The sequence below is a fragment of the Chitinophaga sp. YR573 genome, from assembly GCF_900110995.1.
In the GTDB taxonomy this organism is placed as follows: Bacteria; Bacteroidota; Bacteroidia; order Chitinophagales; family Chitinophagaceae; genus Chitinophaga.
Window position 1 is genome coordinate 1,016,345 of record NZ_FOJF01000002.1, and the last position, 21,048, is coordinate 1,037,392.

The 21,048-nt window shown below is 42.9% G+C and carries 17 protein-coding genes; 13 read left to right on the plus strand and 4 right to left on the minus strand.

What is annotated here, in order from left to right; genetic code table 11:
* Positions 1-496: 496 nt before the first annotated feature.
* The 12 genes from BMW86_RS23955 (at position 497) to BMW86_RS24010 (ending at position 12,198) form a co-directional block, all read left to right on the plus strand.
* Positions 497-1,039, plus strand: coding sequence for a peroxiredoxin (locus BMW86_RS23955; RefSeq protein ID WP_410492571.1), 543 nt, complete (start codon positions 497-499; stop codon positions 1,037-1,039).
* A gap of 81 nt (positions 1,040-1,120) precedes the next feature.
* Positions 1,121-1,708, plus strand: coding sequence for a carboxymuconolactone decarboxylase family protein (locus BMW86_RS23960; RefSeq protein ID WP_089784707.1), 588 nt, complete (start codon positions 1,121-1,123; stop codon positions 1,706-1,708).
* Between the two features lie 221 nt (positions 1,709-1,929).
* Positions 1,930-2,166: a 50S ribosomal protein L28 gene (gene rpmB / locus BMW86_RS23965; RefSeq protein WP_089784710.1), complete on the plus strand. Its 237-nt coding sequence runs from the start codon at positions 1,930-1,932 to the stop codon at positions 2,164-2,166.
* Between the two features lie 31 nt (positions 2,167-2,197).
* Positions 2,198-2,380, plus strand: a complete 183-nt coding sequence (gene rpmG / locus BMW86_RS23970) for a 50S ribosomal protein L33 (protein ID WP_089784713.1) — start codon at positions 2,198-2,200, stop codon at positions 2,378-2,380.
* 82 nt (positions 2,381-2,462) lie between these two features.
* Positions 2,463-2,633 (plus strand): DUF4295 domain-containing protein, encoded by a 171-nt coding sequence (locus BMW86_RS23975; protein ID WP_089784715.1) that lies wholly within the window; start codon positions 2,463-2,465, stop codon positions 2,631-2,633.
* Between the two features lie 205 nt (positions 2,634-2,838).
* A complete protein-coding gene (gene ftsY, locus BMW86_RS23980) occupies positions 2,839-3,801 on the plus strand; it encodes a signal recognition particle-docking protein FtsY (protein ID WP_089784717.1) in 963 nt (320 codons plus the stop codon).
* Positions 3,802-3,960: 159 nt separating this feature from the next.
* Entirely contained in the window at positions 3,961-4,833 is an 873-nt protein-coding gene (locus BMW86_RS23985; protein WP_089784720.1) for a cupin-like domain-containing protein, read from the plus strand.
* Between the two features lie 168 nt (positions 4,834-5,001).
* Positions 5,002-6,309: a 30S ribosomal protein S12 methylthiotransferase RimO gene (rimO, locus tag BMW86_RS23990; RefSeq protein ID WP_089784723.1), complete on the plus strand. Its 1,308-nt coding sequence runs from the start codon at positions 5,002-5,004 to the stop codon at positions 6,307-6,309.
* A gap of 75 nt (positions 6,310-6,384) precedes the next feature.
* Positions 6,385-8,172: a DEAD/DEAH box helicase gene (locus BMW86_RS23995; RefSeq protein ID WP_089784725.1), complete on the plus strand. Its 1,788-nt coding sequence runs from the start codon at positions 6,385-6,387 to the stop codon at positions 8,170-8,172.
* A gap of 239 nt (positions 8,173-8,411) precedes the next feature.
* Positions 8,412-10,346: a 1,4-alpha-glucan branching protein GlgB gene (glgB, locus tag BMW86_RS24000; protein ID WP_089784727.1), complete on the plus strand. Its 1,935-nt coding sequence runs from the start codon at positions 8,412-8,414 to the stop codon at positions 10,344-10,346.
* Between the two features lie 278 nt (positions 10,347-10,624).
* Positions 10,625-11,515, plus strand: coding sequence for a DUF4382 domain-containing protein (locus BMW86_RS24005; protein WP_089784729.1), 891 nt, complete (start codon positions 10,625-10,627; stop codon positions 11,513-11,515).
* A 92-nt stretch (positions 11,516-11,607) separates the two neighbouring features.
* Positions 11,608-12,198 carry a toxin-antitoxin system YwqK family antitoxin gene (locus BMW86_RS24010; RefSeq protein ID WP_143056680.1) on the plus strand — a complete coding sequence of 197 codons (591 nt, stop codon included), beginning with the start codon at positions 11,608-11,610 and terminating at the stop codon, positions 12,196-12,198.
* A 102-nt stretch (positions 12,199-12,300) separates the two neighbouring features.
* Here BMW86_RS24010 and BMW86_RS24015 read toward each other — a convergent pair whose 3' ends face one another.
* The 4 genes from BMW86_RS24015 to BMW86_RS24030 all read right to left on the minus strand — a co-directional run bounded on the left by BMW86_RS24015 (position 12,301) and on the right by BMW86_RS24030 (position 17,717).
* A complete protein-coding gene (locus BMW86_RS24015; protein ID WP_089784733.1) occupies positions 12,301-12,972 on the minus strand; it encodes a phosphatase PAP2 family protein in 672 nt (223 codons plus the stop codon).
* Positions 12,973-13,115: 143 nt separating this feature from the next.
* Entirely contained in the window at positions 13,116-13,490 is a 375-nt protein-coding gene (locus BMW86_RS33070) for a KGG domain-containing protein (RefSeq protein WP_218149208.1), read from the minus strand.
* Between the two features lie 532 nt (positions 13,491-14,022).
* Positions 14,023-16,419: a glycoside hydrolase family 31 protein gene (locus BMW86_RS24025; RefSeq protein ID WP_089784736.1), complete on the minus strand. Its 2,397-nt coding sequence runs from the start codon at positions 16,417-16,419 to the stop codon at positions 14,023-14,025.
* A 287-nt stretch (positions 16,420-16,706) separates the two neighbouring features.
* Complete coding sequence (locus tag BMW86_RS24030) at positions 16,707-17,717, minus strand: beta propeller repeat protein (RefSeq protein ID WP_089784738.1); 1,011 nt, start codon at positions 17,715-17,717, stop codon at positions 16,707-16,709.
* Between the two features lie 218 nt (positions 17,718-17,935).
* Between BMW86_RS24030 and BMW86_RS24035 the strand changes: the two genes are divergently transcribed.
* Positions 17,936-21,001 (plus strand): sensor histidine kinase, encoded by a 3,066-nt coding sequence (locus tag BMW86_RS24035; protein WP_177189372.1) that lies wholly within the window; start codon positions 17,936-17,938, stop codon positions 20,999-21,001.
* The last annotated feature ends 47 nt before the right edge of the window (positions 21,002-21,048 follow it).

Genomic DNA, 21,048 nt, shown 5'->3' on the forward strand with positions numbered 1-21,048 from the left:
AGACAATAGTAGTCCTGCTTCCTCTGAAAGGAAGGGTACACACGAGATATTTTCTACAATTGGATTGGTCAGCCACTAATTACGCATTAAATGAAAAGATCCTGTGTAGCATCAAATTCATCGCTTTTGCTAAGGCTGTTTTTAATAAATGGGATAAGTGCCAGTCCGATTGTGAACACAACTAATAGTACATTTCTCAGTTTCATTTTTCTAATCGTTTTTTAAGTATCGTATATGACTATATAACTAAATACTGTGCCAAAATGTTACGGTTTTCTTCATAAATCGTTAAGATTATATTATGACTACTTCTTTAAAGGATAAAATTGGCCAAAATAGCTGTCACGCGCTGATTTTGCAGTTGTATAGAGTTTTTCAATATGCGGCGTGGAAAAAATCTATTTGATTTATAGGTCATTCAATATAATATTTGCACCCGAATAACAAGATTAAGGCACAATAAATCAAAATTTGACATACGATCATGAGAAATGTAATTTTATCTGTAGGCTCAGAATTTCCTGAGTTCAAAAAGACCGCAGTAATATCTATCGAGAAAGGCAAGGAATTTTATGAATTGTCATCTGAAGAATTAAAAGCTTCTGGTAAATGGGTAGTAATGTTCTGGTGGCCTAAGGATTTCACTTTTGTTTGTCCTACTGAAATAGCTGAATTTAATAATCACTACCAGGATTTCGTTGATCGTGATGCTATATTGATTGGTGCTTCTACCGATAGCGAATTCGTTCACGCTGCATGGAGAAGAGATCATGCTGATCTGCGTGGTTTGCATTTCCCAATGCTGGCTGATACTTCCAAGTCTCTGGCAACAGAACTGGGTATCCTGGAAGGAAACGAGAAAGTAGCTTATCGCGCTACCTACATCGTTGATCCACAGGGTATTGTACGTTGGGTTTCCCTGTACGACCTGAGCGTAGGCCGTAATGTGAAAGAAGTAATCCGTGTACTGGATGCACTGCAGACAGATGAGCTGTGCCCTTGCAACTGGGTGAAAGGTGAAGCTACACTGGCTGACTAATTAATCTTTTTCCGGGTCCATAGCTGCTAGTCGTTTTACAGGCTGCCGGCTATGGGCCTTTTCTTTTAAATAATACTTATTATGTTCGCAACAACAAATCAGGATACGGCTATACAGTTATTACAGGTAGTAGGGTTAACAGAAGCGCAGCTTTCCTCGCGTTTACGTTCCCTGGCTGATACCGATGCCCGTTACCTGAAAGACCTTAAGATAAACGTTACCAACTCCCTCACAGCTACTACTTTATCAAAGAAAGAAGCGTACCTGTTGGGACTGGCAGTAGCTATAAACGAGAAGCATGCAGATTTACAGGCTTCCTTCGAAAAGCTGGCTACCCAGGAAGGAGCTACCGCCAAAGATATTGCTGAAATTATCAGCTGTACGTCCCTGATGAATGCCAATAATGTTTACTACCGTTTCCGTCACTTTGTGAATAAGGAATTTTATACGGCTACACCAGCTGGTATCCGCATGAGCATCATGGCTAATCCGGTACTGGGTAAAGAGTTCTTTGAACTGGTAAGCCTGATGGTTTCTGCCCTGAACGGTTGTGAAATGTGTGTGACTTCTCACGAAGAAGCATTACTGAAACATGGCACTGAGCAACAGAGAGTTTTAGAAGCTGTAAGATTAGGCGCGGTATTAAGAAGTTTGGTTGTACTTTTGTAGGGTAAACCACCTTTTTGTGTAAATAGTGGCGATAATAGGGGATGTGGATATCTATATTATAAATGGCAAGTAGCCCTTATAATTAAATGAAGATCAGCAATTTGTGTTATTTCATGCAATCACAAGATTTGCACATTAGGTTATTGTTAATAAAATCGGGGTGTAAATATTTGCATTAATCAATAATAAATGCGACTTTTGCAGTCCAAAATTTTTGTATCATGGCAAGAGTATGTCAGGTGACAGGAAAGAAGCCGATCACGGGTCACCATGTTTCCTTCTCCAATATTAAGACTAACAGGAGATTTCTGCCTAATCTGCAGAAAAAGCGTTTCTTCCTGGCGGAAGAAGATCGTTGGATTTCTTTGAAAGTTTCTGCTGATGGTTTAAGAACTATCAACAAGAATGGTTTGTATGCAGTTGTGAAAGACTTGCGTGCAGCTGGTCAAAGCATCTAATTATAAGCATTCACTTTAATTTGTATAGACAATGGCAAAAAAAGGCAACCGGGTGCAGGTGATATTAGAATGTACAGAGCATAAGACTTCTGGTCTGGCTGGTACTTCACGTTATATCAGCACCAAGAACAAAAAGAATACTCCGGAGCGTCTGGAGCTGAAAAAGTTCAATCCTATAATGAGGAAAGTAACTGTTCATAAAGAAATTAAATAATTGTTGAGTTGTTGTATGGTAAGATGGTTGTAAATGCAGCTATTTGTTCCATACAGCCATGAAACCATAAAACAATAAAACAATGGCAAAAGGATCTTCAAAGAACGCGAAAGTAAAAGATACTAAAGCGGCCGCTGATTCAAAGGTGTGGACGAAAGTGATCAAGGCGGTTCGTTCTCCTAAAACAGGTGCTTATACCTTTAAGGAATCAATCGTGCACAAGGATAAGGTGCAGGAATACATGAGCAAGTAATTGGCTTTACTGATAATACTATAAAAGCTGTCCTTACAAGGGACAGCTTTTTGTGTTGGTAGCCCCCGCCATTTTGTCTGTCCGGTTTGCCTTGGCATCCTTTGTGCAATAGCTGGTGCGGATCACTTGTACTTTAAATTCAGTAACTTGATGCTCCGAAATTGTACTGTGGCCCTGTCAGGCCCCAGACTCAAAATAAACAACCATGAGTTTTTTCAATAAGTTATTTTCAAGGGAAAAGAAAGAGAGCTTAGACCAGGGATTACAGAAGACGAAAGAAAACTTCCTGACAAAGATCGGTCGTGCCATCGCCGGCAAATCCAGTGTTGATACAGAAGTGCTGGACAGCGTGGAAGAGGCACTGGTATCTGCGGACGTAGGTGTAGATACCACCGTTCAGATCATAGACCGGATAGAAAAGAGAGTAGCTAAAGATAAGTATCTGGGAACCAGCGAATTGAACAAGATGCTGCAAGAAGAGATTGCAGCATTACTGGTAGATGCACCAGACAGCGGCTTCCGCGATTTTGACGTACCGGCTGGTAAAAAGCCTTACGTAATCATGGTGGTAGGCGTGAATGGTGTAGGTAAAACTACCACTATCGGTAAACTGGCATATAACTTCAAGAAAGCAGGCAAAAGCGTACTGTTAGGTGCCGCGGATACTTTCCGCGCAGCAGCAGTAGACCAGCTCACTATCTGGAGCGAGCGTGTAGGTGTACCCATCGTTAAACAGCAAATGGGATCGGATCCCGGCGCAGTGGCTTTCGATACAGTACAAAGTGGGGCAGCAAAAGACGTGGATGTGATCATTATAGATACCGCCGGTCGTTTGCATAACAAGGCACACCTGATGGATGAATTAAGCAAGATCAAGCGTGTGATGAAGAAGGTATTACCGGAAGCGCCTCATGAGGTATTACTGGTACTGGATGGTTCTACCGGGCAGAATGCCCTGGAACAGGCCCGTCACTTTACCGCTGCTACCGAAGTAACTGCCCTGGCTATCACCAAGCTGGATGGTACTGCAAAAGGAGGGGTGGTACTGGCTATCGCCAATCAGTTTAAAATCCCGGTTAAATATATTGGTATAGGAGAGAGAATGGAGGATTTGCAGGTGTTTAACAAAGAAGAATTCGTAGATTCATTATTTAGTGTAAATAGTTGATTTTCATAAATATTACAACGTATGTTGATAGATTAGGTTCGGGGATATTCCCCGAACCTTTTTCATTTGAGGATGTTATATAGCATGCCAGCGGCACATTTCTTGTGTTACAGGGTCCATCACTAATTGTTTAACATACTCCTTAACAAAGCGTTGTATATGCACATTACCTCCATTGACCGAGTTGAGAACATTAGCCCCGAAGACTTCAAAAAGAACTATTACGACAAACGTAAACCCGTTATTATCACCGGACTCAGTAAAACCTGGCCTGCTTACACTAAGTGGACCTGGGACTATTTTAAGTCTGTTGTGGGGAAACAGACGGTAGGATTATATGACAATTCCCGGGCAGGGGCCAGGACCCTGGTAAATGGGGCGGATGCTTATATTCCTTTCGGGGATTACCTGGATATGGTAAGGAAAGGGCCGGTACAGTTGCGCATCTTCCTGTTTAACATCTTCCAGCATGCTCCGCAGATAGCAGAAGATATCATCTGGCCGGACGAGTATACGCCCCGCTTCCTTAAAAAGTACCCTATGTTATTCGTAGGGGGAGCAGGATCGGTGGCGCACATGCATTATGATATCGACCTGTCGCATATCTTTCACACCCAGTTTATAGGACGTAAAAGGGTACTGCTGTTTGATAACCAGCAATCGCCTTATATTTATAAGATGCCACTGACAGTAGAAAGCGCTGCCAGTTTTGTAAACTGGAGCGAGCAGTTGGATACGGAACATTTCCCGGCCCTGGAACATGCCAGAGGGTATACCACCATTCTGGAACATGGGGATACGATGTTCATGCCTGCCGGTTACTGGCATCATATGGAATACCTGGACAGTGGTTTTGCTATGAGCCTCAGGGCAATGGACCATACTTTGTCTGGCAAGTTGAACGGGTTATACCACCTGGTAGGGTTAAGAGGGATGAATAACCTGCTGATAAAACTGGCGCCGGAGTGGTGGTACCACTACAAACGGAAGGTTGCAAAGAAGAGAGCGGAACGCATTTTAATTGGGAGTTGACATTTCGTAATTAATTAGTTACCTTTGCAATTCTTAAAACAAATAACCCCCACTAAGGCTCATAGTCACTAAACAGTAAGTCTGCTGTTCTCTTCGTTCGTGTCTGGATGTCTTCGTGGCGGTAAGTAAACAAGCCAAAGGCTGGTTTACCTATAAAACAAATCGCGCTTGAAGACAAAAACTTTAAAGAAAGATAAGGTTAATATAATTACGCTTGGGTGTTCCAAGAACATGGTTGATTCTGAGGTCCTCAGCGGACAGTTGCTTGCCAACGATATCGATGTAGTGCACGAAAGTGGTCGTAAAGATCACAACATAGTGGTTGTGAACACTTGTGGCTTTATCGATAAAGCAAAAGAGGAATCAATCAATACCATTCTTGACCAGGTAGAACTGAAACAACGGGGTCGTCTGGATAAGGTATATGTTACCGGTTGCCTCAGTGAACGCTACAGGGGAGACCTGGAAGCGGAGATACCCGGAGTAGATGCCTGGTTTGGTACTATGGAGCTGCCACTGATCCTGAAACAATTTGATGCCGATTATAAAGCAGAACTGTTGGGTGAGCGTTTGCTCAGTACCCCTACACATTATGCTTACCTGAAGATAGCTGAAGGCTGCAACCGCACCTGCTCTTTCTGTGCGATCCCCCTGATGCGTGGTAAACACGTATCGAGGCCCATAGAAAGCCTGGTAGCAGAAGCAGAAAAGCTGGTGAATTCAGGCGTAAAGGAGATCATGCTGATTGCACAGGAACTTACTTATTACGGTCTGGACCTGTACAAAGAACGCCGTTTGTCAGAACTGCTGCGTGCTTTGGCCGGTATTAAAGGACTGGAATGGATCCGTTTACATTATGCATATCCGCATAAGTTTCCGATGGAGATCCTGGATGTAATGAAAGAGTTCCCGAACATCTGTAATTACATAGACATGCCTTTACAGCATGCGGCCGATAATATGCTGAAAGCCATGAAACGCCAGATCACCCGTGTGGAAATGGAAGAACTGGTAACAGCTATCAGGGAGAAGGTACCGGGCATTTGCCTACGTACCACACTCATTACCGGCTTCCCGGGCGAAACACTGGAAGACGTGGAAGAAATGAAAGCCTTCCTCGAAAAAATGCGTTTCGACAGGGTAGGAGTATTTACCTATAGTCATGAAGAAGGTACTTCTGCACATGACCTGGAAGATGATATTCCTGCGGAAGAGAAAGAACGCAGGGCCCAGGAGATCATGGAAGTACAGCAGGAAATTTCCCTGGAGAAGAACCAGGAGAAAGTTGGCCAGGTGTTCAGGGTAATAGTGGACAAGAAAGAGTCCGGCCGTTACCTGGCACGTACAGAGTTTGACTCTGTAGAGGTAGACAACGAAGTGATCATCAACACCACCAAACGCCTGAAACCAGGAGAGTTTGTAACCGTAAAGATCACGAAGGCTTTTGATTATGACCTGGAAGGGGAATTAATCTGATTACTAAGAATTAAATCAGTTAATACGACTGATGATATACAACGGCTCCCGACGGAGCCTGAACAAAGCAAATCAATGATAACATTTGAATCACTCGGCTTACAAGAGCCAATTTTAAAAGGAATCCTGGATCTTGGATTCATCGCACCTACACCCATACAGGAAAAAGCAATTCCAGTGTTGCTTGGCGGCGACAGGGATTTCGTAGGACTGGCCCAGACGGGCACGGGTAAAACAGCAGCTTTTGGCCTGCCGTTATTACAGCAGATAGATTTGAAACAGCGTCACCCGCAGGGGTTGATATTATGTCCAACACGCGAACTGTGTTTGCAGATCACCAATGACCTGAAGAATTTCAGTAAACACCTGGGTGATGTGAGCATAGTAGCAGTTTACGGTGGATCAAGCATTGTACAGCAGTTACGTGATCTGAAAAGAGGCGTACATATTGTCGTTGCTACTCCCGGCCGTTTACTGGACATTATAGAGCGTAAGGCAGTTAACTTTACCAACGTTCGTTATGTAATACTGGATGAGGCAGATGAAATGCTGAACATGGGATTCCAGGAAGACATCAACAATATATTATCCAACACTCCGGATGAGAAAACCACCTGGTTGTTCTCTGCCACCATGCCACAGGAAGTTCGTCGTATTGCTCAGAAATACATGAAAGATCCTTTTGAGCTGACGGTAGGTAACAAAAACAGTGGTAACGTAAACATCGAGCATGAATACTACGTGGTGCGTCCGCGTGAGAAATATGCAGCGCTGAAACGTATTGTGGATTACAACCCCGATATCTTCGGTATCATCTTTACCCGTACTAAAATCGAATCTCAGGAGATTTCCGAATCCCTGATCCGCGATGGCTACAATGCAGATGCCTTACATGGTGATCTTACGCAGCAGCAGCGTGATAAGGTGATGAAACGTTTCCGCGACAGATCTTTACAGGTACTGGTTGCAACTGACGTTGCTGCCCGTGGTATCGACGTGGATAACGTTACACACGTAATCAACTACGAACTGCCTGATGACGTTGAGAACTACACACACCGTAGCGGCCGTACCGGTCGCGCAGGTAAGTCTGGTATCTCCATCGCTATCATCACTGGTCGTGATATAGGAAAGATTCGTCAGATTGAAAGAGTATTAGGTAAGAAGTTTGTGAAAACTGAAGTACCTGATGGTTTTGCAGTGTGCGAAAAACAACTGTTCGGCCTTGTACATAAAGTACATAACGTAACCGTAAACGAAGAACAGATCGAACCATACCTGGAACGCATATATGAGCAGTTTGCTGAAATGAGCAAAGAAGAGATCATTAAGCGTTTTGCTTCCCTGGAATTCAACGAATTCCTGGAGTACTACCAGGATGCACCTGATCTGAATGTAAAAGAAGAAAGACGTTCACTGGATGGTGGCGCCGCCGGTGCAGACCGCGGTAGCAGAAGCAACGGGAAATTTACCCGTCTGTTCATCAACCTGGGTTCTGTAGATGATTTTACCCGTGGCGATATGTTACGTTACCTCTGCGATACCAGTGGAGTACGTGGCAACAAGATCGGACGTATTGACCTGAAAGGTGTGTATTCATTCTTCGAAGTAGAAAACGATGTTGTAGCGCAATTTCAGGAGGTTTTCAAAAAGGCAGAATATAACGGCCGCAGCGTACGTATAGAAATGTCTCAGGATGGTGATAAACGTCCAAGGTCCGGTGGCCCGGGCGGTTCCGGTGGCGGTCGTCCTCCACGTGAAGATGGCGGTAAACGCTGGGAACGCAGTGGTAGCGGTGGCGAAAGAAGCGAAAGAGGTGCTGGTAGCGGCAGAGCTAAACCAGCGTACAAAAAAAGATACTAATTATTAGTAGATATTTTAGAAGGGTTCCGGTATTATTACCGGGACCCTTTTTTATTTTGGTATTTTGGGTGCAGGGCGAAGCCCTGCAAAACCCCTTAATTTTTTGTAATGGAGCGAAGCACCACTACAAAAAATTTTAATTGGCCGGATACTTGCCCTTATCCTGTGTCCAAAATAGCTTGATAGAGCGGCAAATCTAAAATTTAAGCTATCTTGTTATTTCTAGTGCATTCCTTGTTATGACAGAAGAAAAACAGCAGACATTATCATCAGTAGTACCCTTTTCATTGTTCTCCGCAAAAGACATTGAACTATTTCAGGCAGGTACGCATGCACACCTTTACGAGAAATTCGGGGCTCACGCCATGGAATACGAAGGGGTAGCCGGTACATACTTTTCAGTATGGGCGCCAAATGCTGCTTATATCTCAGTGATAGGAGAGTTTAATGAATGGGACCATTACCGCCATACCTTATACCCACGCTGGGATAAGTCGGGCATATGGGAAGGGTTCGTTCCCAATGTGAAACAAGGCACACTATACAAATACTTCATCCGTTCCAACTCCGGGGAAGAACTACAAAAGGGAGACCCGTACGCCAATTACTGGGAAGTACGCCCGAACACCGCTTCCGTTACCTGGCACCTGGACTATAAATGGAAAGATAAGAAGTGGATGGAACACCGCGGTAAACATAACAGTCTTACCAGCCCATACTCCGTATACGAAGTACACCTGGGATCATGGCGCCGCCCTGATCCATCCAACCACGAATTATTCTACACCTATAAAGAAATCGCCGATAAACTGGTGCCTTATGTAAAAGACATGGGCTTCACACATGTAGAACTGATGCCCGTAATGGAACATCCGTTCGACGGCTCCTGGGGATACCAGGGTACAGGATATTATGCGCCCACTTCCCGCTATGGCTCCCCGCAGGAATTCATGGCTTTTGTGGATGCTTTCCATGAAGCAGGTATTGGTGTAATCCTCGACTGGGTACCTTCACATTTCCCTTACGATGCGCATGGTCTGTTCCGCTTCGACGGTTCACATACCTATGAGTATGCGGATATGCGTAAAGGCTTTCACCCGGACTGGAACAGTTATATCTTCAATTACGGCCGTAACGAAGTGCGTTCGTTTTTATTAAGCAACGCTATCTTCTGGTTGGATAAATTTCATGCAGACGGATTACGTGTGGATGCGGTGGCATCTATGATCCATCTCAGCTATTCCCGTCCGGCCGGTACATGGGAACCCAATGAACACGGAGGACCGGAAAACCTGGAGGCTATCTCCTTCCTGAAAAATATGAATGAAACGATTTACAGACTCTTCCCCGATGTACAGACTATCGCTGAAGAATCTACGTCGTTTTATGGCGTATCACGTCCTACATTCATGGGTGGATTAGGATTTGGTATGAAATGGATGATGGGCTGGATGAATGATACCCTGCGTTATTTCAAAACAGATCCGCTGTTACGCAAGTGGGAACAGGACCGCCTTACTTTCAGTATTACCTATGCATTTACAGAAAACTTCATGGTGCCTTTCAGTCATGATGAAGTAGTCCATGGCAAATCTCCTATGCTGTATAAAATGCCGGGAGACGACTGGCAGAAATTTGCCAACGCACGCCTGATGTATAGTTACATGTTCACGCATCCAGGTACCAAACTCTTATTCATGGGAGATGAGTTCGGGCAGACATCTGAATGGAATTTCCGTTCGGAGTTGGATTGGTTCCTGCTAAAACATGAATCCCACCAGGGCTTACAGCATTTTGTAAAAGCATTGAATCATCTGTATACTTCCTATCCCGCATTATACGTAAAGCAATTTGAGTATTATGGTTTTGAATGGGTGATCGTATCTGATTATGATAATTGTGTACTGGCATATAAACGTAAAGGCTTTAAGCCGGAAGACGATCTGCTGGTAGTATTAAATATGACACCGGTACCAAGGGAGAATTACCTGGTAGCGATGGCAGAAGAAGGTACCTGGACAGAAATATTAAACAGTGATGATCCGCAGTTCTTCGGAAGCGGGGTAATGAATACATCACCTGTTACAACCCGGCAGCAGTTTTACAACGGGAAAGACTATACTTTAGAACTCCGGCTCCCACCTTTAGGGGCTGCAATCTTCAAAAAAAGCTAAGGGTGCAGGGCTTCGCCCTACAAAACCCCTTCGATTTTTGTGATGGTGCGAAGCACCTTCACAAAAATCCTCTTTGATCAAAATAAATTAACCCCGGTTTTAAAAGAGGCTGAATCCTAACACTTTAAAATATTTTCCACTCTGTTAAACTTTTGTTTATTTTTCCCATCTAAAGAATGCTTTACTTATAGAAGTAATAAAGATTATTAAAATACGTTAATAGTCGGAATACTTTGTAAATAAAGTATTTTTTATAAAACCATAAACCACACTTTATCATGAGAACCTATCTCCGAAACAACGGATGGTGGCTAGCCATTACCATGCTTTTAGCTGTCATCGTTTACTCCTGCAAAAAGGACGATTCTGCACAAACTTCATTGGCTGCTAACCAGCAGAGGCTGAATATCTATTTTACAGATAATCCTGGTTATTTCGACAATGTATTCCTGGATATCCGTAAGGTAGAAGTACTGGTTGATACCTGTACTGCCACTGGTGACACCGATTGGGGAAATGATTACAATCGTTGCTGGTGGGGTGAAGACCGTCACTTTGGTAAAGATACCTGCCAGGTATGGGATTCATTACCTATCCGTGCTGGAGTATATGATGTATTGTCGCTCCGCAACGGTACCGATACCTTACTGGGTAATGGTGTAGTACCAAGCGGTAAAGTAAAGAAGATCGTTATCACCCTGGGTGACAACAACTACCTTGTGAAAGACAGCGTAAATTATCCGCTGAAATCACCTTCCGGTCAGGTGAAACTGGTAATTCAGGTCCGTCCGGAAGAATGGGAAGAATTTGAAAGCGGTAACTTCCGCCTGTGGCTGGATTTCGACATCGATCGTTCAGTTATCCAGACAGGAAACGGCAAATTCATTCTGCGTCCTGTGATCCACGTATTTACTGCTAAACAGACCGGTAGTATTTCAGGTGTGGTTAAGCCTGCTGATGCATGGCCTGTAATCACTGTGTACAATGACACAGATACTGCTTATGCATTACCATGGAAAGATGGTCAGTATAAACTGAGAGGCCTGAAAGCAGGTACCTACAGTTTGTATGTAAATGCTTCCAATAACTACAAGGATACTACTATCACTGGTGTAACTGTAGTAAAAGGTAAGAATACAAGCGTAGATCAGATTAAACTGAGCAAGTAATTATAGCGGGACAAGCGCAATAAGATACGATTGAGGCCGGTGCATACTTTTGCACCGGCTTTTTTTTTGTTAACTTTGTGTCAAATAAACCTATGAGACAACTGTTCATACTATCTTTTTTACAATTAATGATGTTTGCAGCGTTTGCACAAGAGAAAACCAACCAGGTAGATGCGCAGAAACATAAGCAGGGCCCATGGTCAGAACAAATGCCTGAAGTGAAAGGAGAGCCCGGTTATACATGGGAAGGCAATTACGTAAATGATTTCAAGGAAGGAATGTGGAAGAAATATGCGGAATCAGGCGGAATAATCGCAGAGGAGACTTATAAACATGGAGTATTAAACGGTCATTGCCGTTATTTTTATTCCAATGGACTGGTAAGTGCAGAAGGATCATTCATAGCAGTAGATATAGACGGACAAAAAGACACCTATCGCGTAATAGACCCCATTACCGGAGAGGAGAGAATGGAAGAAATAGCACGAACTTCCAATTCCCTGAGAAACGGGATATGGAAAATATATGATGAAGAAGGACATGTGACCAAGGAATATTATAAGAGGGGACAACCAGTATCTCCGGAAGAACTGGATACCCTGGCCCCCAGCACTCCACAAAAAACAGCTCCTGTTAACTTTTTACCGCATCAGACTACCGGTGGAAAGAAAAGCAAACATTAAAATATTTTGATCAAAGAGTAATTTTTTTGTGATGAAGCTTCGCTTTCATCACAAAAAAATTGAAGGGGTTTTGCAGGGCGAAGCCCTGCACCCAAAAACTATCTAAAATTTATTACTCAGTGATCCCTGCCAGCCTTCTTTTTGCAGGAAGGGGAGGTTATCGAACCAGGAAATCCAGGCAATAGTTACACTTACCGCTACAAAAGAACCGGCCGTCACATCTTCAAAGAAGTGCTGGCTCATATACATGCGCGAATATGCCACCAGTAAGGCCAGGATCAGGTATAACCAGCCATAGCTTTTGCGGGGCGCGATGTACGTCAGCACTACAGCCCCTGTGAAGGCACATACCGTATGCCCGGAAGGGAAGCTGAAATGGTTGGACAATACTTCTATTTTAGGCACGTAGTAAATAGGGTGAGTAGAATTGAGAAAGTAAAGTTTGGGTCTGGGAGCCTCAAACAGCCATTTTAAGGGGAAAGCCACCAAAGCAGTAAGAATATAACCGGAAGCCAGTAATAAGCTCTTCCTGTAGCTTACAAACAGCAACAGCAGAGGCAGCACAATAGCAGTAGTGGTACTTCCCATTTCTGTTGCATAAGGAAAGAATATGTCACCTGCCGGAAAGTGCAGGCTGTTTATAAAGAAATAGATCTCTTCTTTGGTATAGATGAGCTTAATGACAATCGCTGCAGAAAGAATGAAAATGTAAGGGAATAACAGTGTTTTTATTCTTGAAGCAGTATTTTGATAGGGATACAGGGACTTTTGCAATCAGGATTAATTAAAATGTTAAAAAAAGCTGTTTTCACAACTGTTAACGATATGTTATCTGCAAAAGTATAAAAAATGGGATGGACTAACGAGTGACACCACAAATTAGCCAATCCCATTAAAAAGATTGAGTATGAAGAAGGTTAAAGAGAATTATCTTTTTTCCGTTTGTTATGGGCAGCTTCGCCACCTTTTTTTCCTATTTCAGCCATATGCTGTCTGTTTCTGCTGACAGCAACACCACCTTTACGGCCGGCCTCGCGGGCTTCTGTAGAGTTAAACTCATGAGCTACACCCTGAGCGTGTGCAGCACGTCCGCCTTTACTTGCAATTTGTTTCTGTAACTGTGCATCCATAGAAGCGAAGCCACGTTTGTCTTTACGGCTCGTTGTTTCTTCTTTGGTGTCGTTATTAGATTTGTGTTCCGGCGCTGTACCAGCGTGCGGGTGTTGATGCTCATTAGAATGTTCCCTTTCCTGCTTGTCACGTGTGAAGTGATTACTTTGTTCTGCAGCCATAAATTTCAATTTTGAAAGGTTTAAAAAATGGGTTCCATTTAACGTTATATAAATTGAGTTCGTTTCTTCTGTACAGTGTGGCACAACTACCATGCCGTGTCTGCCTAAGACGTTGTATTACAGGTTTTACGCTTTTTTGTGTCGCGGAGTGGGAAATTACTGTGGAGTATGCTTAACAATATGTAGCATCATAAGGACACAATGAATATTTAGTGAACCGGATGTTAATTTTTTCTGGAAAACAGCGTGTTAAAAACGCGTTCGTAACAACCAGTTAACAATATTGCGCTGTTCAATTTATATAGCGCTGTTCATTTTGTTCATTATTGGATTGGACCCCGCAAAGGCTTTGACTGTACGTTATAACGTGCTATTTTTGATCAACTCTAAAGTTGGCATAGGTTATGAAAAGGCACTAAGATCTCAATCTACAGTGCCCTTTTTTTTTGAAGTTTCTTAAGGGTTTAAAACGAGAAATCCCAAATTCAGGTTACGAATTTGGGATTTATATTTTGAAGATTTTTGACTTTAACTACTTAATAACAAGTGTTTCGAAGTTCCGTTCTACCACGATCTTTACTACACCTGCTGCAAAGTTGCTGTTATTCAGTTTGAATGTTTTACCATCCACCACGTATTGTGTGGCCTTGAATGGTAAACCATGCACCTGTACATTATGACGCCTGTAAGCAGCCTTGTATTGCCCAAAGAACTTCTTTCTCAGTTCGAAGTGTTGCTTGTCGGATGTTTGCTTAAAGCGGATATCATTATACAAACCATTTTTATATCCGTAATGATCTCCTGCATCTTCATACAAAGAACTGCTCACTACCTGATCGCTGTAATATACATGCAGAATCATCTCTTCAGATAAATCTCTCTGCTCTACATACTGGATCTTATCGTAGTTAGGGATCACTGCACCTGCTTTTACAAACAGTGGCATTTCATCCAGCGGGGTAGGAATGGTGATCAGCTGCTTACCTGTGTATACCTGGTCGTTGAAGTAGTAGTACCACTGGCCTTCCGGCAGGTACAATTCCTTTTCCTTCATACCGGGTTCAGATACATGGGTGATGAGCAATGAATCTCCCATCATGAATTCATGGGAGCGGTCCAGTGTTTTCTCATCATGCTGTGCAACGAACGACAGCGGGCGCAACATAGGTGTACCATATTTGCTGTATTGTCTGAAAGTAGTGTAGATGTATGGCAGCAACTGGTAACGCAGTTGTATGAACTTCCTGGTCAGTACTTCGAACTCTGCTCCAAAACTGAATGGCTCCTGGTTGAAACCTGTTTCATTACTGGCAGAGTGTGTACGCATCAGCGGATGGAATACCGCCAGCTGAATCCATCTCAGGTACAGTTCACCATCCGGTTCACCGATGAACCCACCGATATCACTACCTGCAAAGGAAATCCCGGAAACGGCCAGGCGCTGGCATTGTATGGAAGCCAGCCATAAGTGGTCCCAGCTGGAAACATTGTCGCCTGTCCACAGGGAAGACCAGCGCTGCGCACCTGCATAACAGGAGCGGGATATTACGAACGGACGGTTAGGCATCAGGAATTTCCTCATACCAGCGGCCGTAGCTTTGCTCATTAAATGGCCGTAAATGTTATGTGCTTTACGGTGGCTTACAGCTTCTCCGTCATAGTCGTGGCGTACATCTTCAGGGAAAGTACCCATCTCAAAAACGGCGGGTTCGTTCATGTCATTCCACACACCTCTCACACCCATTTCCACCAGTTCTTTGAAGAGGCCGGCCCACCACTTACGTACTTCAGGATTGGTATAATCCGGGAACACACATTTGCCCGGCCATACATCACCTTCCATGAGGGCGCCATCGGCACGTTTACAGAAGTAATCGTGTTGTGTACCCTGTTGATAAATACCATATTCAGGATCTACTTTAATCCCCGGATCTATGATCACTACTATCTTAAAGCCCTGGTCGGCCAGTTCTTTGATCATTTTTGCCGGTTCTGCAAATCCTTCTTTGCTCCAGGTGAAGCAGCGGAAGCCTTCCATGTAATCGATATCCAGGTGAATCACATCGCAGGGTATTTCGCGTTTGCGGAATTCAGCAGCGATCTCTTTCACTCTTTTATCAGGATAGTAGCTCCAGCGGCATTGCTGATAACCCAGCGCCCATAATGGCGGCAGTTCCGGAGTACCGGTGATGCTGGTATATGCTTCGGCCACCTTCATTAATTCGGGGCCGTAAATAAAGTAGTAATTCATTTCACCGCCTCTTGCCCAGAAGCTGGTAGTACCTTCTCTTTCCTTACCAAAATCGAAGATGGTGCGGAAGGTATTATCGAAGAAGATACCATAACCCATGCCTTTGTGCAGGCCGTAATAGAAGGGGATATTGCGGTACAGCGGATCGGTGTCTTTCTGATAACCGTAGGCATCAGTACCGTAGTTTTCTACACGTTTATCGAAGAGGTTAAGATCGGTAGGTTTATCGCCCATACCATAGAATTTCTCTCCTTCCTGGATCTGTTTGCTGCAATAGACAATCTTACCGCCTTTCTGCAGATAGTATTGCCAGTGGAAGCCCATCTCATCCTGATTAATGATACGTCCTTCAGGATCGGTGATGGTAAGGCGCATATCATCGCGTGCTATAAATACACGTAATGCATCTGTATATAATTCGAATGCTTCTTCAAATTCACGGAGCCCGAAATTTACAGGAGACTCTTCCAGGCGGTCACTTACAGCATATGAAAAATCACGTTGAAATTTGCCGTCGGCGGCATAGCGGAAGCGAATAATTTTATCTGATATGATCCTGATTTCAAGGATCGTTTCTAAGGTATAAAAATAGAAGTAATTACCTTCTTTTTTCCATTCTTTAATAGTATCCGGATAGTGTTTGGCCGAATATTTACCTGACGAGGTTGTTACTTGCATAGTGCGCTTTTAATAATACCCAAATCCCATGTTCGTGTCAGTATAACACATATGTACTGAGTTGAAACATATCTACTCCCGTTCCTTATCGAAACTCAAAATACTTAAAAAAAAATATTGTTTTAACATTGTTTTACGATAGACGCTGTTTAATCAGCGTTTACCTGTAAAAATAAGACATTGACCAAAATCTTGATACAAGCAATATAATCAGACATTATCTTGTTAGTAATAATATACTTTTTGCTTTAACCTAATTTTTACCGGGGGTGTTTTCGCAACACCCCTTACTTTTTCCCGGTAGCAACGGCCTCTGCTATTCTGGCTCTTCCTGCCAGCCACACCTTACCATTATAAGTAGTGATCACATTAAATCCCACTTCACTGATTTTCTTCCAGTGTAAGCCGCCATCTTCAGAAAGATCTGTACCGGAAGGACCTGTTGCAATCAGTATTTCAGACGTTATATATTTCACGCAGGACCTGTATCCGCATGGCGGCAGCAAAGGTTTTTTCCAGTGGAGGCCACCGTCTGTTGTCAGTAAACAATTATCAGTAGTTAATGTATCATTCATGTAGTCTCCGCCTACTGCTACTCCTTTTAACTGGTTATAAAATGCTACGGAAAAAGCGCCGGTGCCCGAACGACCCTGTATCATAGACCAGTTAACAGGTTTTTCTCCTTTGAAAAAACGACTGGCAGTACCACCTGTAACAAAGCAGGCTGTACCATCCGGCAGGGTAGTGATACTGGAATTACTGGCAGCGAAAATTGCTTCTCCTTCTTTTGCAACAGGTTGCTGCTTAGCCTGTTGCCACGATAATCCGCCATCATGTGTTGTGATAATGGTGAATTTCCCATTCAGGGGATCACCAATAGCCATCCCTTCCCTGGCATTTTTGAAGGTCATACCATCAAAGAAAATTCCTTTTGTATCGTTGTGATAAACTGTTTGCCAGGTTTTGCCAGCGTTGGTAGTCAATACGATAGATGCAGGTTCACCCGCATTTAACAGCAGCGCCCGCTCACTGCTGAAGGCGAAAATAGTACGCCAGTCGAGGGTATCATAACCAGGTACGCTGATCCATTTCCAGTCTTTACCACCGTTTGTGGTGATCCCGACTTTTCCTTCTGTTCCGGACACCCATACTGTGGAATCGTTTACAACGCTCATACCACGAATACTCTTAATAGGAGGGTTTTCCAGCATGTGTATAGAGTAGGTATTCTGTGCAATAGCATGTGTAATGAACAGGAAAAAAGCGATGGTAAAAAACAGATAATTTCTTTTATACATGTTTTTGTGATAATTTATGGTTAAGTTGTATGGGAAGAAAATTACAAAATCATTCGAAAGTGTGCCGTAGATTTATATATTTGCAAGCACTGCGTTTTTTTCGGACTCAGTTTATACTAATTACTAACCTCTATTATAATACTATTTAATCATTGCAATCGTCGGCGCAGATAACGAGAATTATATTATTATCTTTCCTATGCACCCTATCACTAACTGTGTTGCATGCACAGGAAAAGCCCTACATCTTCGACTCATATGGAGTAAATGAAGGACTTTCCCAAAATTCTGTGTATGACATCCTGGAAGATAACCAGGGGTTTATGTGGATAGCTACGCATGATGGAGTGAACAGGTTTGATGGTTACGTGTTTAATGAGTATCGCTTTAATCCCAGTTTACAGTCTATTGACGGGCATGGAAAGGGCAACCTGGGCGTTCGGTCCAATACCGGGGGAAGAGCCCTTATTAACCGCTTTGAGCTAAAAGGTTATAAAGGATATTCCCTGTACCGGAACTGCCGTCGTCAGCTGATCCTCACACATAACTACGGCATCAGTGTATATGACGAGTATAAAAACTCCTTCGAGAAAACAAAACTGGAAGATACTTTATGGGCCAATAATGCAGAACGTGACAGTGGTATTAAGTTCCGCATTCTGGGAGAGGATACTGTAGCTCATCTGCTGTGGGTATGGCGCCCGATGAAGGGATTATATGTGGTGAATGATTCCACGTATGCCATCAGGCGGGTGATCATGTATCCGCCGGCTATGACCCGCAAAGGACTGGTAGCACAGGCGGTGATGAAAGATGAAAATACTATCTGGATGAATTTTGAGCCGGGCGAACTGCATGCGATGGATACCAAAACATTGCGCCTCACTACTTACTGCCTGCCAGGTATCACTACACACCCTGTAATACGCAACCTTAACAAAGACTCCCTGATCATTGCCAGCAAAGGGCATATCATCATCTTCAATAAAAAACTGAATAAATACACAGACCTTCCCTTTGATCAGCAAAAAGAACAGGATGTCACTTTTGTGCCTTTATGCATGGAGCAGGACCATAACGGCAATGTGTGGATAGGAGGGAATAATGGCGTGATCGTGTATAATGTGCGCAGGAATGAGATCGTTAATCATATTGTAAGTTTCAACGGCTCTGAAGCACGTTCGTGGAATATTGTCACCTATCTGTACCGCGATGCTGCGGACAATATGTGGGTAGGTACTGATGGTGATGGTATCAAAAAATACTCTCCCAACAAAAAGGTATTTAACCTGTACCGCTCTCCTTTTACCACACACAACATGGTGCGTTCTGTTTACAAACATGACGACGGCAAACTGTATGTGGGACTGATGAATGACGGGCTGGATATTTATGAAAAAGGTGGTAAGTTCCTGGAACGTTTACCGAATGAAGAAAGACCTACACCTTTTCCCGGGGCTAACCTGAATGCTATCTGCCGGGAAGACTTTGAACATCTCTGGTTTCATTTCACAGATATGTCCATAGGGTTGTTTAATGTACATACGCGTAAGTTTGATGACCTCACAAAGATTGTAAAGGCATTGGGAATGCCCAGGCAGGAAGATAATTATCCATTCCTGTTCAAGCGTACCAGTGGCGAAGTATATTTTAACTATGGCTGTTATCTGCTGCAGATTATTCCATCAGAAAAAAACTACCAGGTAGCCATTGTACATGAATTCCCTGATGAAACACTGACCAGCTATTACGAGGATTTTCTGGGTAATAAATATGTGGGTACCAAGAGTGCTGTATATGTTAACAGAGTGAGCAGTTCCCGCTGGGAAATGATTACGTTACCACCTGGTACTATTGTAAAATCTATCAATAAGAATGCAAGTAAAAGATTGTTATTAGCTACATCCAAAGGGTTGTTCGTGATGGGTGAAAATAATCACATTCTCAAGCATTACAATAGCTACGATTATCCTTCTCTCATCAATGATTATTTCTACGGTGTATTACTGGATGATAAGGATAGAATATGGGTAAGTCATAATAAAGGATTATCCCAGATCAATCCTGTAGATGATGAAATTACTACGTTTAATTATGAAGATGGATTACAGTCAAACGAGTTTAATACAGGCGCATTTTTCAAATCATTAGATGGTGAATTGTTCTTTGGTGGTGTACGTGGTGTGAATGGTTTTTATCCGAAGGATTTTAAAAATAATCCTTCTAAACCAAAGGTGGTTATCATGAGGATGGAAGTGCTGGATAAACCTTATGAATCTGATACCGCTTTATCTTTATTAAAAAGAATAGAACTCCCTTATAATCATAATACGATCGCGATAGAGTTTGTACCACTGGAGTTTACGAACCCATTGAAAAATAAGGTGCAGTACAAACTGGATGGAGCGGATGAAGACTGGGTACAGGCGGGTGCTTTCCGTATGGCACGTTATACGAATCTGCGTCCTGGTACTTATACTTTTAATGTACGGGCATCGAATAATGATGATATCTGGAATTCAACACCTACTACTTTAGAGATTGTCATAAAGATACCTTTCTGGCAATCATTATGGTTCCGTTTTCTCCTGTTATTATTGTTGCTGGGAGTAGCCTATTATTTCTCTACTTTATACCTGGATTATAAGATCCGTCATGAGAAACTGAAGCTGGAAAAAGAACAGGCGGTAGACCAGGAAAGGGCGCGTATTTCCAGTGATATGCATGACGACTTAGGTTCAGGATTATCTACAATCCGTTTGCTGAGTGAGATCGCCAAACGCAAGTTGCAGGATACTTCCCAGACGAAAGAACTGGAACGTATTTCTGAAGCAGCAGGAGAGCTGGTAGATAAAATGAGTGAGATTATCTGGGCGATGAATTCTTCGAATGATTCACTGGAAAACCTGATCGCTTATATGCGCAGTTTTGCCGCAGATTTCCTGGAACATGCGAATATAAAACACCAGTTTTTTATTCCTGAAAATATCCCTAATATTAAATTAAGCGGAGGTACCAGGCGAAATATCTATCTGGCTGTAAAAGAATCATTGCATAATGTTGTAAAACATTCCAAAGCAACAGAAGTCGTGATACAGATAGAGATGCATGAAAACATGACTATCTTATTGAAAGACAATGGTAAAGGTTTTGATCAGGAAAAAGTTAGATTGTTCGGAAACGGTTTAAAGAATATACAAAAGAGAATGGAGTCTGTTGGAGGGCATGCAGAGATCACTTCTCATAACGGCACGATAGTTTTACTAGACATACCACTAAATTAGTATAGATTTGTGCAATAACATGGATGTGTTATTGTGAGAGCCTAAAT

Excerpts from the sequence above, each read along its gene's own strand:
- BMW86_RS24025 (WP_089784736.1), bottom strand. The coding sequence starts at position 16,419 with ATGCAAGTAACAACCTCGTCAGGTAAATATTCGGCCAAACACTATCCG.
- BMW86_RS23985 (WP_089784720.1), top strand. The coding sequence starts at position 3,961 with ATGCACATTACCTCCATTGACCGAGTTGAGAACATTAGCCCCGAAGAC.
- BMW86_RS24030 (WP_089784738.1), bottom strand. The coding sequence starts at position 17,717 with ATGTATAAAAGAAATTATCTGTTTTTTACCATCGCTTTTTTCCTGTTC.
- BMW86_RS24005 (WP_089784729.1), top strand. The coding sequence starts at position 10,625 with ATGAGAACCTATCTCCGAAACAACGGATGGTGGCTAGCCATTACCATG.
- rpmB (WP_089784710.1), top strand. The coding sequence starts at position 1,930 with ATGGCAAGAGTATGTCAGGTGACAGGAAAGAAGCCGATCACGGGTCAC.
- rpmG (WP_089784713.1), top strand. The coding sequence starts at position 2,198 with ATGGCAAAAAAAGGCAACCGGGTGCAGGTGATATTAGAATGTACAGAG.
- BMW86_RS23960 (WP_089784707.1), top strand. The coding sequence starts at position 1,121 with ATGTTCGCAACAACAAATCAGGATACGGCTATACAGTTATTACAGGTA.
- BMW86_RS23995 (WP_089784725.1), top strand. The coding sequence starts at position 6,385 with ATGATAACATTTGAATCACTCGGCTTACAAGAGCCAATTTTAAAAGGA.
- BMW86_RS23975 (WP_089784715.1), top strand. The coding sequence starts at position 2,463 with ATGGCAAAAGGATCTTCAAAGAACGCGAAAGTAAAAGATACTAAAGCG.
- BMW86_RS33070 (WP_218149208.1), bottom strand. The coding sequence starts at position 13,490 with ATGGCTGCAGAACAAAGTAATCACTTCACACGTGACAAGCAGGAAAGG.
- BMW86_RS24010 (WP_143056680.1), top strand. The coding sequence starts at position 11,608 with ATGAGACAACTGTTCATACTATCTTTTTTACAATTAATGATGTTTGCA.
- glgB (WP_089784727.1), top strand. The coding sequence starts at position 8,412 with ATGACAGAAGAAAAACAGCAGACATTATCATCAGTAGTACCCTTTTCA.
- ftsY (WP_089784717.1), top strand. The coding sequence starts at position 2,839 with ATGAGTTTTTTCAATAAGTTATTTTCAAGGGAAAAGAAAGAGAGCTTA.